The organism is Candidatus Palauibacter sp., assembly GCF_965261555.1.
Taxonomy (GTDB): Bacteria; Gemmatimonadota; Gemmatimonadetes; order Palauibacterales; family Palauibacteraceae; genus Palauibacter.
The window spans coordinates 3,071,234-3,085,565 of record NZ_OZ253465.1; the positions used below are offsets into that span (position 1 = coordinate 3,071,234).

At 70.3% G+C, this 14,332-nt stretch carries 12 protein-coding genes and 1 tRNA gene; 3 read left to right on the forward strand and 10 right to left on the reverse strand.

Translation table 11 applies throughout. The annotated features are described in order from the left end of the window. Position 1 precedes the first annotated feature (1 nt). Genes ACQY5G_RS13410 through ACQY5G_RS13425 form a run of 4 tightly spaced genes read right to left on the reverse strand, consistent with a single transcriptional unit; the run spans position 2 to position 5,444 of the window. Positions 2–2,293, reverse strand: a complete 2,292-nt coding sequence (locus tag ACQY5G_RS13410) for an ATP-dependent helicase (RefSeq protein WP_428274745.1) — start codon at positions 2,291–2,293, stop codon at positions 2–4. Beyond that, positions 2,290–3,519, reverse strand: a complete 1,230-nt coding sequence (locus ACQY5G_RS13415) for a sensor histidine kinase (RefSeq protein ID WP_419859796.1) — start codon at positions 3,517–3,519, stop codon at positions 2,290–2,292. Before ACQY5G_RS13415 ends, ACQY5G_RS13410 begins: the two co-directional genes overlap by 4 nt. Next, the gene (serS, locus tag ACQY5G_RS13420) at positions 3,516–4,838 is read right to left on the reverse strand and encodes a serine--tRNA ligase (RefSeq protein WP_428274747.1); all 1,323 of its coding nucleotides are present in this window, start codon (positions 4,836–4,838) and stop codon (positions 3,516–3,518) included. The genes ACQY5G_RS13415 and serS overlap by 4 nt, the downstream gene beginning before the upstream one ends. 33 nt (positions 4,839–4,871) lie before the next feature. Next, the gene (locus ACQY5G_RS13425) at positions 4,872–5,444 is read right to left on the reverse strand and encodes a hypothetical protein (RefSeq protein WP_428274749.1); all 573 of its coding nucleotides are present in this window, start codon (positions 5,442–5,444) and stop codon (positions 4,872–4,874) included. A 193-nt stretch (positions 5,445–5,637) separates the two neighbouring features. Here ACQY5G_RS13425 and ACQY5G_RS13430 point away from each other — a divergent pair, with 193 nt between their 5' ends. Genes ACQY5G_RS13430 through ACQY5G_RS13440 form a run of 3 tightly spaced genes read left to right on the forward strand, consistent with a single transcriptional unit; the run spans position 5,638 to position 8,701 of the window. Next, positions 5,638–6,681: a mannose-1-phosphate guanylyltransferase gene (locus ACQY5G_RS13430; RefSeq protein WP_428274751.1), complete on the forward strand. Its 1,044-nt coding sequence runs from the start codon at positions 5,638–5,640 to the stop codon at positions 6,679–6,681. After that, positions 6,678–7,874, forward strand: a complete 1,197-nt coding sequence (locus tag ACQY5G_RS13435; protein ID WP_428274753.1) for a putative sugar nucleotidyl transferase — start codon at positions 6,678–6,680, stop codon at positions 7,872–7,874. Before ACQY5G_RS13430 ends, ACQY5G_RS13435 begins: the two co-directional genes overlap by 4 nt. Beyond that, on the forward strand, positions 7,871–8,701 hold the full coding sequence (locus ACQY5G_RS13440) for an MBL fold metallo-hydrolase (protein WP_428274755.1): 831 nt from the start codon (positions 7,871–7,873) through the stop codon (positions 8,699–8,701). Before ACQY5G_RS13435 ends, ACQY5G_RS13440 begins: the two co-directional genes overlap by 4 nt. 34 nt (positions 8,702–8,735) lie before the next feature. Here ACQY5G_RS13440 and rseP read toward each other — a convergent pair whose 3' ends face one another. The 6 genes from rseP to ACQY5G_RS13470 form a co-directional block, all read right to left on the reverse strand. Further along, positions 8,736–9,845 carry an RIP metalloprotease RseP gene (gene rseP, locus ACQY5G_RS13445; protein WP_428274757.1) on the reverse strand — a complete coding sequence of 370 codons (1,110 nt, stop codon included), beginning with the start codon at positions 9,843–9,845 and terminating at the stop codon, positions 8,736–8,738. After that, positions 9,842–11,008 carry a 1-deoxy-D-xylulose-5-phosphate reductoisomerase gene (dxr, locus tag ACQY5G_RS13450; protein ID WP_428274759.1) on the reverse strand — a complete coding sequence of 389 codons (1,167 nt, stop codon included), beginning with the start codon at positions 11,006–11,008 and terminating at the stop codon, positions 9,842–9,844. The genes rseP and dxr overlap by 4 nt, the downstream gene beginning before the upstream one ends. Continuing rightward, the gene (locus ACQY5G_RS13455) at positions 11,005–11,859 is read right to left on the reverse strand and encodes a phosphatidate cytidylyltransferase (RefSeq protein ID WP_428274761.1); all 855 of its coding nucleotides are present in this window, start codon (positions 11,857–11,859) and stop codon (positions 11,005–11,007) included. The genes dxr and ACQY5G_RS13455 overlap by 4 nt, the downstream gene beginning before the upstream one ends. 16 nt (positions 11,860–11,875) lie before the next feature. Further along, on the reverse strand, positions 11,876–12,631 hold the full coding sequence (gene uppS, locus ACQY5G_RS13460; RefSeq protein ID WP_428274763.1) for a polyprenyl diphosphate synthase: 756 nt from the start codon (positions 12,629–12,631) through the stop codon (positions 11,876–11,878). A 49-nt stretch (positions 12,632–12,680) separates the two neighbouring features. Further along, positions 12,681–14,162: a tRNA uracil 4-sulfurtransferase ThiI gene (gene thiI / locus ACQY5G_RS13465; protein ID WP_428274765.1), complete on the reverse strand. Its 1,482-nt coding sequence runs from the start codon at positions 14,160–14,162 to the stop codon at positions 12,681–12,683. 12 nt (positions 14,163–14,174) lie between these two features. Further along, positions 14,175–14,248, reverse strand: a tRNA-Met gene (locus tag ACQY5G_RS13470). Positions 14,249–14,332: the final 84 nt, after the last annotated feature.

The window sequence follows — 14,332 nt, forward strand, 5'->3', positions numbered from 1 at the left end:
CCTAGGCCGGGCGCAACCCGGCGTACGCCACGACGACCTTCTTCCGGCCGACCTCCTCGAACGCGATGTCGGCCTTGGCCTCCCTCCCGAAGCCGTACACCTGCAGCACCTCACCGGCCCCGAAGCGCGGATGTATCACACGTACGCCCGGCGTGAGCGCGAGCGGCACCTGTGAATCGTCGTAGTCATACTCGAGTTCCCCCGGAGGTGCCGACCTTCCACCCCCGGCGGAACCGCCGGGGCCGCCGACGCGGCCGGATCCACGCTCCACCCTCCTCTGCCAGGCGAAGGTGCGGTCGGGCTCCGCCGCGCCTGCCCGGCGGGTGTGGCGCCGCCTCCAATGCGGCGCGGCGAGCCGCGGGAGCAGGTGTTCCTCCGGGAGTTCGTCGATGAAGCTCGAGGGGGCCGAGCGGCTCGCCATCCCCGCCCGCCAGCGGTGGTCCGCGTACGTCAGGCTCAGCCGGTCCATCGCGCGCGTGACCCCGACGTAGAACAGACGCCGTTCCTCCTCCAGCCCGCCCGGCGCCTCCATTGCCCTCGAGAGGGGAAAGAGCCCCTCCTCCAGGCCCCCCAGGAAGACCACGGGGAACTCGAGTCCCTTCGCGTTGTGCAGGGTGATCATCGTCACCGCTTCGCCATCGAAGTCGGCCTCATCGAGGTCGGAGCGCAGCGAGACGGACTGCAGGAACAACTCGAGATCCGTGGCCTCGTCATCGGGGTCCTCCACATCGTCGCGCTCGAACGCCTCCGCCGCCGCAAACAGCTCGCTCACGTTCTCGAGCCGGTCTGCGCCGTCCTCCTCCTCCGCCAGCGCCGTGGCCAGGCCGAAGGTCGCGACGCACGCCTCGAGCGCCTCCCGGGCGCCGCAGGCGGGGAGCGAGGCCCGCACATCCGCGAGCCCGTCGGCGAACCGCCTCAGGCCGCGCGCCGCCATCTTCGGGATGCCGTCCTCGTGCCGCGCCCGCGCCGCGACGAGCGTGAGGGGCTCGACGGCCTCGTCCGCGTCGCCGCCCGCGCGGGCGAGATCCTCCAGCCGCTCCAGACTCTTCGCCCCGACCCCGCGCCTCGGCCAGCCCACGGCACGCAGGAACGCGACGTCGTCCGCCGGATTCACGAGAAGGCGCAGATAGGCGATGACATCCTTCACCTCGCGACGTTCGTAGAACGGGACGCCTCCCACGATCCGGTACGGAATGCCGGACCGCCGGAACGCCTCCTCGAACGCCCGCGACTGGGCGTTGGTCCGATAGAGCACCGCGAACTCGTTCAGGCCCCGGGTGCCGCGGCCGGCCTCGACCTGCGACGACACCCACGCCGCCTCGGCCCGCTCATCGTCGCAGCGGACGACCTCGATCGGATCGCCGGCCTCCCGCTCCGTGTGCAGCCGCTTCGGTTTCCTCGCGAGGTTTCGCGAGATCACGGAGTTCGCGACCTCGAGGATCGACGCCGTCGAGCGATAGTTGCGTTCCAGCCGCACGACGTGCGCGCCGTGGAAGTCGGCCTCGAAGTCGAGGATGTTCCGAATGTCCGCTCCGCGCCATCCGTACACCGCCTGATCGTCATCCCCCACGACGCACAGGTTCCCGTGCTTCGAGGCCAGCGCCTTCACCATCCGGTACTGGGCGTGGTTCGTGTCCTGGTATTCGTCCACGAGCACGTAGGCGAAGCGGGCGGCGTAGCGATCCCGCACGCTGTCGACGGTCTCGAGCAGGCGCACCGTCTCGAAGAGGAGGTCGTCGAAGTCGTAGGCGTTGCGCCGCGCGAGTTCGCGCTGATACGCGGGATAGACCTTCGCCACGACCTCCGAGAGCAGGTCGAAGGCCTCGGACTCGTATTCGGCGGGCCCCGTGAGCGCGTTCTTCGCGCTGGAGATCCGGCCGCGCAGGGCTCGGGGCGCCCAACGTTTGGGGTCGTAGCCCGCCGACTCCATCACGTCCTTCAGCGTGCGGATGGAGTCATCCTCGTCATAGATCGTGAAGGCGCGCGTGCGGGACGTGTGCGGGGCCTCAATGCGAAGGATGCGCGCGGCGACCGAGTGGAAGGTGCCGATCCACAGGCCCCGCGTGGAACGGCCGATGAGTCCCTCGATCCGTTCCCGCATCTCGCCGGCGGCCTTGTTCGTGAAGGTAACGGCGAGAAGGCACGTCGGCTCCAGCCCCTCCTCGATGAGGCGGGCGGCCCGGGCCGTGAGCACCCGCGTCTTGCCGGAGCCCGCGCCGGCGAGGACGAGCAGCGGCCCTTCGCCGTGTTCGACCGCGTCCCGCTGCTCCGGGTTGAGGCGGAGTCCCCTCACGTCCCCCGTTTCCCGGGACGGTAGCGCGGGAGTTCGATTCGGAAGCTCGCGCCCCGCCCCGTGTCCTCGAGGCGGATGGAGCCATCGTGCATGTCTTCGATGATGCGCCGCACGAGCGAGAGGCCGACGCCCCATCCACGCTTCTTCGTCGTGACGCCGATGTTGAAGATCTTGTCCCGGAGCGCGGGAGGGATCCCCGGCCCGGTGTCGAGCACCCGGAACACGGAACGCTTGCCGTTCGGTCCGAGATGGGAGATCACGATCCGGCCGCCATCCGGGGCCAGGGCGTCGATCGCATTCTTGATCAGATTCTCGAACGCCCACTCCAGGAGCGTCGCGTTGCCCAGCACCTCCGGCGGTTCGGGTTCCATCTCCACCGCGATCTCGATCTTGCCGGTGCGGGAGAGCGTGGGGAGGCGGGCCTCGAAGTACTGTCGGAGATGGACGACCGTGGCGCGCACGGACATGGGCTCCAGCTTCGGCTTGTGGCCGATGAGTTCGAAGCGGCGCGAGACCTTCTGCAGGCGTGTCACATCCGCCGCCATCTCGTCGATGAGGTCGGGCTCCCCGACTTCCGATCCGCGGGGGCGCGGCCGGGCCTCGAGGACCTCCAGCCAGCCGACGAGCGAGCTGAGCGGGGTCCCCATCTGATGGGCCGATTCCCTGGCCATGGCGGACCAGATGCGCTCCCGCTCGCTCCGGAAGGAGAGGAAGAGGAGCCAGCCGCCGCTGCCGAGGATCGCGAGGAGCGACGCCGCCTGCAGCCAGGGGATCAGACGGAGGCGGCTCGTGAACTCGGGATCGCCGAAGTGGACCTGGAGGCCGGGCGCCTCGAAGGGCGGCCTCAGCGCGTCGAGTTCGGCCACGAATTCGCGCAGCGCCTGGTCGTCCGGGTCGCCGGTCGGGCCGAGCGGGAAGTCGTCGGGCAGGTGCGCGGAGCTGCTCGGATTGCCCAGCGTGTCCGTGATTACGATGGGGATGCGCAGGCGCCGGACCTGGGCGCCCACCTGCTGCGAGGCCTGATTCCAGAGTTCGTTCTGTTCCTCGACCGTGAGATTGCCCGCCGCGGCCGCCGTGCTCACCGCCATCAACTGCCCGAGGACCGCGGCGTCGAGGCGGCGCTCCTCTGCCTGCTGACGCGAGAAGATGGCGGACCAGACGAGGACCCCCGTGGACAGCACCGCGAGCAGAAGCGCGCCGCCGCGCCGGTTCCAGAGCCGGATCACCGGCAGAACTCGAGCCGCTCGAACCCGAGGTAGGGGTGGAGAACCTCCGGCAGCAGGATCCCCTCGTCCTCGCGGAAGCCGGTCTCGAGCAGCACCACGATGAGCCGGGCGAGGGCCAGCGCCGAACCGTTCAGCGTATGCACGTGGGCGGGGCGTCCGCCGCCCTCTGGCCGGAAGCGGATATCGGCGCGGCGCGCCTGGAAGTCCCCGTACGATGAACAGCTGGACACCTCGAGCCATGCCTCGACGCCGGGAGCCCAGATCTCGAGGTCGTACGTGATCGCGTTCGCGAAGCCGAGATCGCCCAGCGGAAGCAGGACCCGCCGGTACGGGACTTCCAGCAGTTCGAGCACGCGCTCCGCATGGCGGGTCAGGAGTTCCAGCTGCGCCTCCGACTCCTCGGGCCGGCAGATGCGGACGATCTCCACCTTGTCGAACTGATGGACCCGCAGGAGCCCGCGCGTATCGCGGCCCGCCGCACCGGCTTCCCGCCGGAAGCAGGGCGTGTGCGCGACGTACGCGAGCGGCAGGTCGTCCGCGGACAGCATCTCTCCGCGGTGCAGATTCGTGAGGGGCACCTCGGCGGTGGGCACAAGGAAGAGGTCGTCGGGGTCCGTCCGGTAGGCGTCGTCCTCGAACTTCGGGATGTGCCCCGTCCCCGTCATCGAATCCCGGGAGACGACGAGGGGGGGCAGGACCTCCAGGTATCCGTGCTCGCGTACGTGAAGGTCCAGCATGAACTGGACGAGCGCGCGGCTGAGGCGGGCGCCGCCCCCGACGAGGAGGGGAAAGCCGGAGCCCGCGATCTTCGCCCCGCGCTCGATATCCAGCGACGGCGTCCGTCCTCCGGGGAGCGCGGAACCGCCGGGCTCCGTATGGCCGTGCGTCGCCCCGAGGACCCAGTGCGGCGGCACCTCGCCCTCCTGCGGAGTGCCCCATTCCGCGACCGTCGGCCCTTCCCCTTCCTCGCCGGGCGGGACGCGGGGATCCGGGATGTTCGGGATCTGCAGGAGGTGATCGCGCAGTTCCGCCTCGGTGCGCGCGAGGTCGGCGTCGAGGGCCTTGATGCGGGCGGCCACGCGGCGCATCGCGTCGATCTCCGCCGATGCGTCCTCGCCCCTGCCCTTCGCGGCGCCGATCGCCTTCGACGCGGTGTTCCGCTCGGCCTTGAGGACTTCCACTTCCCGGATCAGGCGGCGGCGGACTTCATCCGCCCTCAACGTCTCCTCGACGAGACCCGCCGCGTGCTCGTCGCCACGTTTCCGCATGGCGTCGCGGACGAGGTCGGCATCGTCGCGGAGGGTTCTGAGGTCAAGCATGTCGGTGCGGGGCGTAATCGGCCGGACAGGGCGTCACAGGGAACCGTGCGTTCCCGCTTCGAGGACGATGTCTCCGCAGTTCGGGTTGACCAAATGGCGGAAGGTGATCGTTCCTTCTTCGGGATCGATGGAGAGAACCTGCAGCTTCGCATAGCGGCTGCAGGCGAGAAAATTGTTCGGGTCGACGCGACTGCGGGCGATGAGCACGTCCCCCGGCTGGACGGCGAGGGGCGCGTTCAGGGTGTACCCGTCCTCCGGAGCCTCGAGCACGGCGTCGAAGCGCTCGCCGGTGATCTGCAGACCTGCGTCCGTCACGCTGTCCGCGACCGCCGAGAAGGGGACGAGTTCCGCCGACCCGTCCCGGATCTGGAAGAGGAAATCCCAGTTCAGCGTCTGGTCCACGCGGGCCGGAACCGCGAGTACGATATCGAAAGCGGGAGGATCTTCGAGGCGACCCGTGACGTAGTCATACAGCGTGACCTCCGTCGGCGTGAGCGGAACATCGCCGAGGAAGGCATCGAACGGATCGTCGCAGGCGGTCGCCGCGAGCGCGAGGATCAGCGCTCCGAGCCGTGCAGTCAGACGGATTCGGTGTCGGGGGAGCATGGCGCGAAAACTGTCGTCCGGGCGGGACTCGGGCAAGAAAAAACACCCGGACGAAGGCGGATCGACCGGCCGGATCGGCAACGTGGCGCGGCACCCGCGGCGTCCGTAGCTTGGCCGCGTCGCGGCCGGCCCGCGGCGGGAAGATCCCGCGCACGCAACGGGCGGCTCGGAGGACGGGAGGGAGGCTCTGTCGGTGCACCTCGAGGCGTACTGCGCGGTCCTCGCGGGCGGGATCGGCCGCCGGTTCTGGCCCGCTTCGACCCCGGCCCGTCCCAAGCAACTCCTGCCCCTCGCGGGCCCCGACCCACTCATCGACGATACGCTCGCCCGTGCCGTCGCGCTGGTGGGCACCCCGCGCGTCCGGGTCGTCGCGACCGAACCCCTCGTGGAACTCATGCGCCCGAGCCTGGATGCGGCGGGCGTCGATGCGCTTGTCGAACCGGAGGCGCGCGGAACGGGACCGGCCCTCGTCTGGGCGGCCTACGAGATCGAGCGGGCTCACCCGGGAGCCCTGATGATCTCCATGCACGCGGACCACCGCATCGAGCCCGTGGAGGCCCTTCACGAGACGCTGCGGCCGGCGCTCCGGGCGGCTCGGGAAGGATACCTGTGCTGCGTCGGCGTGCGGCCGGACCGTGCGGAGACGGGATTCGGATACCTGGAGACCCGGCGAGAGACGACGTCCGGAGCACGGGAGGTGCGGCGCTTTGTTGAGAAGCCGGGTCCCGCGAGGGCCCGGGAGTACCTGAAGTCGGGACGCTTCCTGTGGAACTCCGGCATCTTCGTGTGGCGGGCGGCCGATCTGATCGAGGCGGCCCGACGCTGCGCGCGCGAACTCCAGGGGGCGTGGCCGGCCCTCGAGCGCGGCGATGCGGAGGGTTTCTTCGCGCGTGCCGAGCCGGTCGCGATCGATGTCTGCGTGATGGAGCGCGCCGAACGCGTGGCCGTCGTCGAGGCCCGATTCGCCTGGGATGATCTCGGCGTGTGGAGCGCGCTCCTGCGCGCCCGGCAGGTGGACGAGGCCGGGAACGCCTCGGTCGGCTCCGCGCGTCTCCTCGACGCGGCGGATAACGTCGTGTGGACGGAGTCCCGCCGAGCCACGGTCATCGGGGTTTCGGGCCTCGTCATCGTGGAGGCGAACGGCGAACTCCTCGTGATGCCGCGCGAAGAGGCCGCAGACCTCGACGCTCGTCTGCGAAGTATCGACACGGACTCCTGCTCCGAACCGCCGCGTTGACGACGCTGGTCATGTTCGACGATGAGCGGGCGGACGGATGGGCGCCTTTCGCGCTCACCCGGCCGTGCGGCGAACTCGTCTTCGGCCGCTGGACGTTGCGCGAGCGGCTGGAACGGGTCGCGCGAATGCGCGTCGCCGGTCACGTGACGCGCCCCTGGCTGCGCCGGTACGCGGAGCCCGGAGCGCCGCGCTGCCTGGACGCGGGCGGGCTGGCCGCGCCGTGCACCGCATGGAACGCCCGGGCCGTGCCGTCACTCGAGGCGGCGTGGAACGACGCGCCCGCCAACTTCTGGGTCGCCGGCGAGCTGGCGGGCGTCCGCCTGGGCGCCGGCGCGGAGCCGCCGCGAGCGGACTGGTTCGCCGCGCCGCGCCCGCGGCCCGGGCTGCCGGACCGCGAGGTGCCCGGCGCCTGGCTTCGATACCCGTGGGACCTCGTGTCGGCGGGACCCGACCGGCTCGGCGCCGACCTGGCGGCCAGCTCGGGCACGGAGGCGGCGGCGCTGCCGAGCGGCTGCTGGCGCCTCGGCGACGCCCCGATCCGCCTCGGCGAGGGGGCGCGCGTCGAACCCGGCGTGCTGTTCGATGCGCGCGAAGGCCCGATCGAACTCGGTTCCGGAGTCGAGGTCCGCGGCGGCACGCGCCTCGGCGGGCCGCTCTACGCGGGGTCCGGCTCGCAGCTCCTCGGCGGCGACATCTCGCGCTTTTCGGGGGGACCCGGCTCCCGTGTGCGGGGCGAAGTCGACCGCGTCACGATGCTGGGCCATTCGAACAAGGCGCACGACGGGTTTCTCGGACATGCGTACCTCGGCTCCTGGATCAACCTCGGTGCGGCCACCGTCAACAGCGATCTCAAACACACTTACGGCTCGATCCGGGTGGGACCGCCGGGCGCGCGACGGGACACCGGACTCATGAAGTTCGGCTGTCTGCTCGGCGATCACGTGAAGACGGGCGTCGGCACTCGACTCGAAACCGGCACGGTCGTCGGCGCCGGCTCGAGCCTGTTCGGAGCGGAGCCCCCGCCCCGGTGGGTGGAACCCTTCTCCTGGGGAGGAGGCCGGAGCCCGGATCTCCACCGTCGCGGCGATTTCCTCTCCACCGCCGTCCGGGTCATCGAGCGCCGGGGACTCGAAGGGACCCCGGAACTCCGGAACTGGCTGGGCGATGTCTGGGACGAGGCCCGCCGCTCGTGAGCCTGACCGTCGCGTCGCTGGGCTCGGGGAGCCGCGGCAACGCCTTCCTCGTGCAGAGCGACCGCGCCCGCGTGCTCGTCGATGCGGGGTTCTCCGGGGTTCAACTTGACCGCCGACTCACCGAACTCGATGTGGAGCCGGAAGCCATCGACCTCGTCGTCGTCACGCACGAGCACCGGGATCACGCCGCGGGCGCCGGCATCGGGGCACGCCGCTGGGGCTGGCGTCTCGCGATGAACCCGCCGACCCGCCGCGCCTGCGCTCCCCTCCTGCGCGGGAAGGAGCGATGCGAGGATCTGCCGCGCACGGGACTCGAGGTCGGCGACCTCGCGATCGAGGCTGCCCCCACCGCGCACGACGCCGCGAAACCCGTCGCCATCACGGTTCTGCACGGACCCACGGGCCTGCGGGTGGGGATTGCGACGGACCTCGGGAGACCGACGACACCCGTCCGCGCGGCGCTCCGGGAGTGCGCCTTTCTCGTCATGGAAGCGAACCACGATGAACACCGTCTTCGGGCGGCTTCCTATCCCTGGCGGGTCAAGCAGCGGATCGGAGGCAGTCGCGGACACCTCTCCAACCGCCACGCGGCCGAGTTCGCGCGCGAACTCGCGCACCCCGGGCTGGGCGGGATCCTGCTCGCCCACCTGAGCCAGGAGTGCAACGACCGGGAAACCGCTCTCGAAAGAGTCGCGGAGGGCCTCGCGCCGACGGGGTACGATGGGCTACTGGATGCCGCCGCGCAGGAGGAACCCAGCCCGCGCTATGACGTGGTCGCGCTCGCGAGGGCTCGCGGCGCCGCCGAACAACTCTCTTTCCCGATCTGATCCCGGCCCGGCGCGCGGTCCACGCGTCGCCAGCCTATCGAAGAATCACTCTCAGGACGTCGTTTCCCACGGCCCACACCATGAGGGCGAGGACGAAAACCATCCCCACCGTCGTGAACCGCATGCGCGCCTGGACGCTGAGCGCCCGGCCCCGGATCGCCTCGATCCCCAGGAAGAGGAGGTGTCCTCCGTCGAGGACGGGAATCGGCAGCAGGTTGAAGATGGCGAGATTGATGCTGATGATCGCCATGAAACTCAGGAGTTCCCAGAATCCCGCGCGCGCCGCGCGTCCGGAGATCTCCCCGATCAGGATGGGTCCGCCGACGTCTCGCGCCGAACTTCGTCCGGTGACTAGATCTGCAAGGAACTGAAGGACGGCGCCGCCCCAATAGTTCGCGTTCGACCAGCCCCGCCCCAGCGCCGCGACGGGGCCCGCTCGACCTCCATCGGCGCCGACGGTGATCCCGACCCGCCCGACCGTCCTCGATTCTCCCGTGAGGTCCGAATACTGCTCGACCGCCTCGGGCGTCGCGACGAAGGTGAGCTGCTCCCCTCCCCGCTCCACGACGATGTCGACGGGTTCGCCGGCCCGGCGCTCGATCCGCATCGTCACCTGGGCGGGGTCGTGCACCGCCGCGCCATCCACGCGCAGGACCAGATCGTCGCTCCGAAGTCCCGCCTCCGCGGCGGGTGACCCCGGCGCGACCTCGGCGATCCGCGGCTCGAACACGCCACGCCCCATCGCGATCGCGGCGAAGGCGACGACCGCGAACATCCAGTTCATGACCACGCCGGCCGAGATGGCGAAAAAGCGGGCCCAGAGCGGCTTCCCGTCGAAGTCTCCGGGCCCCGGACGCGCTTCGCTCCGCGCCGTCTCGTACGACGCGCCCGCGCCGCCGCCCTCGAGCGTCGACGTCACCTCCTCGTCCGCCATCCCCGCCATCTTGACGTAGCCGCCGAGCGGGATCCACGAGAGGACATACTCCGTTCCGCCGCGCCGGAACCCCACCATCTTCGGGCCCAGGCCGATCGAAAACCGCGGCACGTCGATCCCGACGCTCTTCGCAGCGGCAAAATGCCCCAGCTCGTGCACGAAGATGAGCACGCCCAGGACAATGAGGGTCACCAGAATCGTTACGATCACTCAGCGTCTCCCGACTTGGACTCTCCATGTGGGTCGCGGGCGATGGCGCGCGCCCGCGTGTCGACGCGCCGCGCATCCTCGACCGATTCGATGGCGCGCGACGAGAACCGTTCAAGTGTACGAAGCACGACGTCGGCGAGTTCCCTGAAGCCGACGTCCCCGGAGAGGAACCGCTCGACCGCCACCTCGTTGGCCGCGTTGAAGGCCACCGGAAACTCGCCTCCCGCCCCTCCCGCCGCGACCCCCGCGCGGAAGAGGGGAAAATCGTCCTCCCGCACGGGCTCGAACTCCAGCGGACCATCCCGCACGGGGTCGAACCCCGCCTCCTGCCGCGCGTCGTCCAGCCGGTCGGGGTAGCCGAGAGCCCACAGGATCGGGATCTCCATCGATGGCCGACCCAGCTGCGCCAGCGAAGAACCGTCCCTGAATTCGACGAGGGAATGGATGATCGATGTGGGGTGTACGACGACCTCGATACGCTCGTACGGGAGGTCGAACAGCGTGTGCGCCTCGATGACCTCGAGCGCCTTGTTCGCCAGCGTCGCGGAATCGATCGTGATCTTGGCTCCCATCGACCACGTGGGATGCCGCAGGGCATCGGCCGGCGTGACGGTGGCGAGCCGACCCGCCGGCCACTCGCGGAAGGGACCGCCCGAAGCCGTGAGGGTGACGCGCGCGACCTCCGACACCGGACGCCCGGCAAGACACTGGTGCACCGCGGAGTGTTCGCTGTCCACCGGCAGGAGTTCACCGCCTCCGCGGCGCAGCGCACGCATCACGAGCTCTCCGCCCGCCACGAGCGACTCCTTGTTGGCAAGTGCCAGCCGCTTCCCCGCTCCAAGCGCCGCCAGCGTCGCGTCGAGCCCGGCAAACCCGACGATTGCATTGAGAACGATGTCGATCCCCGGCGATCCGGCGGCCTCCGCGAGCGCATCGGCGCCGAACCGCCACTCTCCGGCCCATTGCGGCGCGAAGTCGTCCGGAGGCGGGGTCCCGAGTACGACGAAATCGGGGTCCCGGTCGAGCGCCAGCGCGTCGAGCGCCTCCCAGCTGCGGTTCGCCGTCAGGACGGCGGCGCGAAACCGCGCCGGGTGGCGGCGGATCACTTCGAGCGTGCCCGCGCCGACGGATCCCGTGGCGCCGAGGACGGCAACGCGCTTCACGCGAAGAGGAAGAGGAAGAGGAACGCGGCCGGGACCGCCCACAGGATGGAATCGAGCCGGTCCAGCATCCCGCCGTGCCCCGGAAGCAGACCCGATGAGTCCTTTACGCCGCACTCGCGCTTGAGGGCGGATTCCGCGAGATCGCCGACGATCGCCAACCCCGTCACGACCAGTCCGAAGGCCAGCGTGGGCGCCAGCTCCAGCGTCCAGAGTTCCGGAAGGAGGAAGCGCGGATAGAGGACGGCGGTGGCGAGGCCCGCCAGCAGCGCACTCACGGCTCCCGCCACCGTCTTGTTGGGGCTTATGCGCGGGGCGAGCGGGCGCTTCCCGAAAGCTCGTCCGCCGAGGTACGCCGCGGTGTCGGCGAGCCACGTGATGACGACCGGAAGGAAGAACAGGAGCGTACCGGCCAGCCGGCCGGCGCTCGCATCGGCGCCGGCCGGCAGCAGGAGTCCGCCTTCGCGCAGGGGGAGCGCCAACGCGAGCAGCCCCCCGACGTAGAACACTCCGAACGTCGTGCAGGCGGCGGCACGGATCGGCCGCTCCGAGAGGTCCGCGAGCGCGAGCGCGAGCACGGGGAAGAGGAGCATCAGGCTCACCGCATAGAATCCACCACCCTCGAGACCGCCCGCGAAGACGGCGAAGGGGAAGAGAAACGCCGCTCCCGTTCCCGGCAGGGCGAGGACTCGCGTCCCGGTGCCGCGCATCATCGCGGCGAATTCCCGGTAACCGAGCGCCGCCGCCACCCCCAGCCCGGTGACGAAAACGCCGCCGCCGGCGTAGGTCACCAGCGCGCAGAGGGGGACTCCGACACCCGCGACCGCGAGTCTCTTGCGGAGGTTGGAACTCATGCCGGACCCGGCCGCCTCACGTCTTCACCAGTCCGAATCTCCGCTCCCGGCACCGGTAGTCGACGAGCGCGGCGAAGAGGTGCTCCCGGGTGAAGTCGGGCCACAGGACGTCCGTCACGAAGAGTTCCGCGTACGCGAGCTGCCACAGGAGGAAGTTGGAGATGCGCTGCTCCCCCGAGGTCCGGATCAGAAGGTCGGGATCCGGCCAGTCCCTCGTCAGGAGTTCGGCCGCGAAGCGTTCGGCGTCGATCTCCTCCGGGGCCAGCTCGCCTTCCAGGCAACGCTGGGCAAGCGTTCGCGCCACGCCCGCGAGCTCCGCCCGCGATCCGTAGCTGATCGCGAGGTGCACTTCCAGGGCCGTTCCGCCCTCCGTCGACGCCTCGAGTTCGGAGATCGCCCGGCGGGCCTCCCCTGGAAGCCGCAGCCGGTCGCCGAACACGGTGACCCGCACTCCGTGTCTGACCAGAGCTTCGCGCTGGCTCCGCACGTACTCCTGGAGGAGGGTCATCAGCGCTTCCACCTCCATTGAAGGCCGGAACCAGTTTTCGTCCGAGAAGGCGTACAGGGTAAGGTGGGCCACGCCGGCCTCCACCGACCCTTCGATGATCTCGCGCACCGCCGTCATGCCCGCGCGGTGCCCCTCCCATCTCGGCAGGCCACGCTGTCTCGCCCAGCGGCCGTTCCCGTCCATGATGACGGCGACATGGGTCGGCACTTCCCCCTGCCGGACGGTTTCCAGGGCCGCCGTCATGCCGTTCTTCTCCCCGCTCATGCGGCCCAAGCTCGCTCCGCACGGGCGGGGGTGTCAAAGCAGGAGGCGATCAGTCGATCTCCGCCCCGCCTCGCGCGACGCGCCGCATGCGGGGCGCCCCACCGAGGAAGGAATAGGCCTCGTATCCCGCGCGCTGCATGACCTCGGCCAGGTAGGCCGTTCGCACACCCTCGGTACAGCAGAGCACGTAGGTCGTGTCGCGATCGAGTTCGCCGAAATCCCGCTCGAGTTGCGGGAGGTCGCGACGGGTCGCCCCCGGCCAGTGCCAGGCCTCGAACGCGTCGCGGGCGCGGGTGTCGAGGATGACCGCGCCGTCGGGCACCTCGGCCACGTACAGGGACGCTCCGACCATGGACTCCGGACGCAGGGCGCGCACATCGTGCACCGTCGCGCCGGCGACCGCCGCGCCCAGTTCCTCGAAGCCCACGGCCGACTCCTGCGCCTCCGCGGCCTCCGGCGACGACGCGGTGACCGGGCGCTGCGGCACGAGGTCGCAGTACTCGCGCACACGGGCGGACAGGTCGTGCGTGCCGATCTCCCGCGCGCGGTCGAGAATCTCCTCCTTGTGGAATCCGAGCAGGGGCCGGAGCACCGGGAGCGAGGAGGCATTCTCGATCGCGCGGAGATTGCGGAGCGTCTGCGAGGAGACCTGTCCGACCGACTCGCCCGTGACGATCGCCTCGGCGCCGATGCGTTCCCCGATCTTCGCGGCGGCCCGGTACATCATCCGCTTGAGGACGACCTGCAGGTATGCGGGTTTGGCGCGGGCCCGCATGGCATCGACGACCGGGCCGAACTCGAGGACGTGCAGCCGGGGCCGGGTGCCGTAGCTCCAGCGGTCGGCCAGCACCTTCGTCACCTCCACCACCATCCGCTCGTACGCGCTTCCGCCGAGGTTGCAGAAGACGTAGTCGAGGCGAATCCCCCGGCGCAGCGCCATCCAGGCGGCCACGGCCGAATCGAAGCCGCCGGAGATGAGGGCGAGCGCATGTCCCTGTACTCCGAGCGGCAGGCCGGACGGTCCCCTAACCCGGTCCTCGTGAAAGAACACCCGGTCATCGCGGACTTCGACGAACACGGTGATGTCCGGATCCCCCAGGTCCACGGTGGCGCCGGGGTTGAGGGCCGCCCCGAGACGCTGCTGGATATCCGAGGACGAGAAGCCGTGTGAACCGGAGCGGCGCGCCCGCACCGCATAGCTCCGGCCCCGCACGGACTCTGCGAAGAGGGCCGTGCCCGTGGCGACGATCGTGTCGAGGTCCGCTTCGCAGTCGCCGGCCAGCAGGGAACAACTGGACACCCCGAAGGTGCGCAACAGGGGGTCGAGAAAGGCCGGGTTCGGGCCTTCGATATGGAAACGGCTCCAGCCGGGCTCGAGGACCGCGTCGACCCCTTCGGCCTCGAACGCGTCGCGCAGGTTGGTTGCGAGCCGGTTCTGGAAGCGCGACCGCGTCCGGCGCGCCTTGGTCGAGAGCTCGCCGGAGAATCGTACGAGGGCCCGAACGGGCCCGGCTCCGAGTTCGTGTTGCACCACCATAACGAGTGGCAGGGGGGGGATTTGAACCCCCGACCCAGGGCTTATGAGTCCCTTGCTCTACCAGGCTGAGCTACCCTGCCGGGCCGGCAGCCCGTGGCAAAAGCCCCGCTGCATTCGAGCGGCGCTGACGCGGGGTTTTGCCACGGGCTGCTTGTGGGTCCGCA

Coding starts and splice junctions, on each gene's coding strand:
- ACQY5G_RS13425 (WP_428274749.1), bottom strand. CDS start 5,444: ATGCTCCCCCGACACCGAATCCGTCTGACTGCACGGCTCGGAGCGCTG.
- uppS (WP_428274763.1), bottom strand. CDS start 12,631: ATGAGCGGGGAGAAGAACGGCATGACGGCGGCCCTGGAAACCGTCCGG.
- ACQY5G_RS13455 (WP_428274761.1), bottom strand. CDS start 11,859: ATGAGTTCCAACCTCCGCAAGAGACTCGCGGTCGCGGGTGTCGGAGTC.
- serS (WP_428274747.1), bottom strand. CDS start 4,838: ATGCTTGACCTCAGAACCCTCCGCGACGATGCCGACCTCGTCCGCGAC.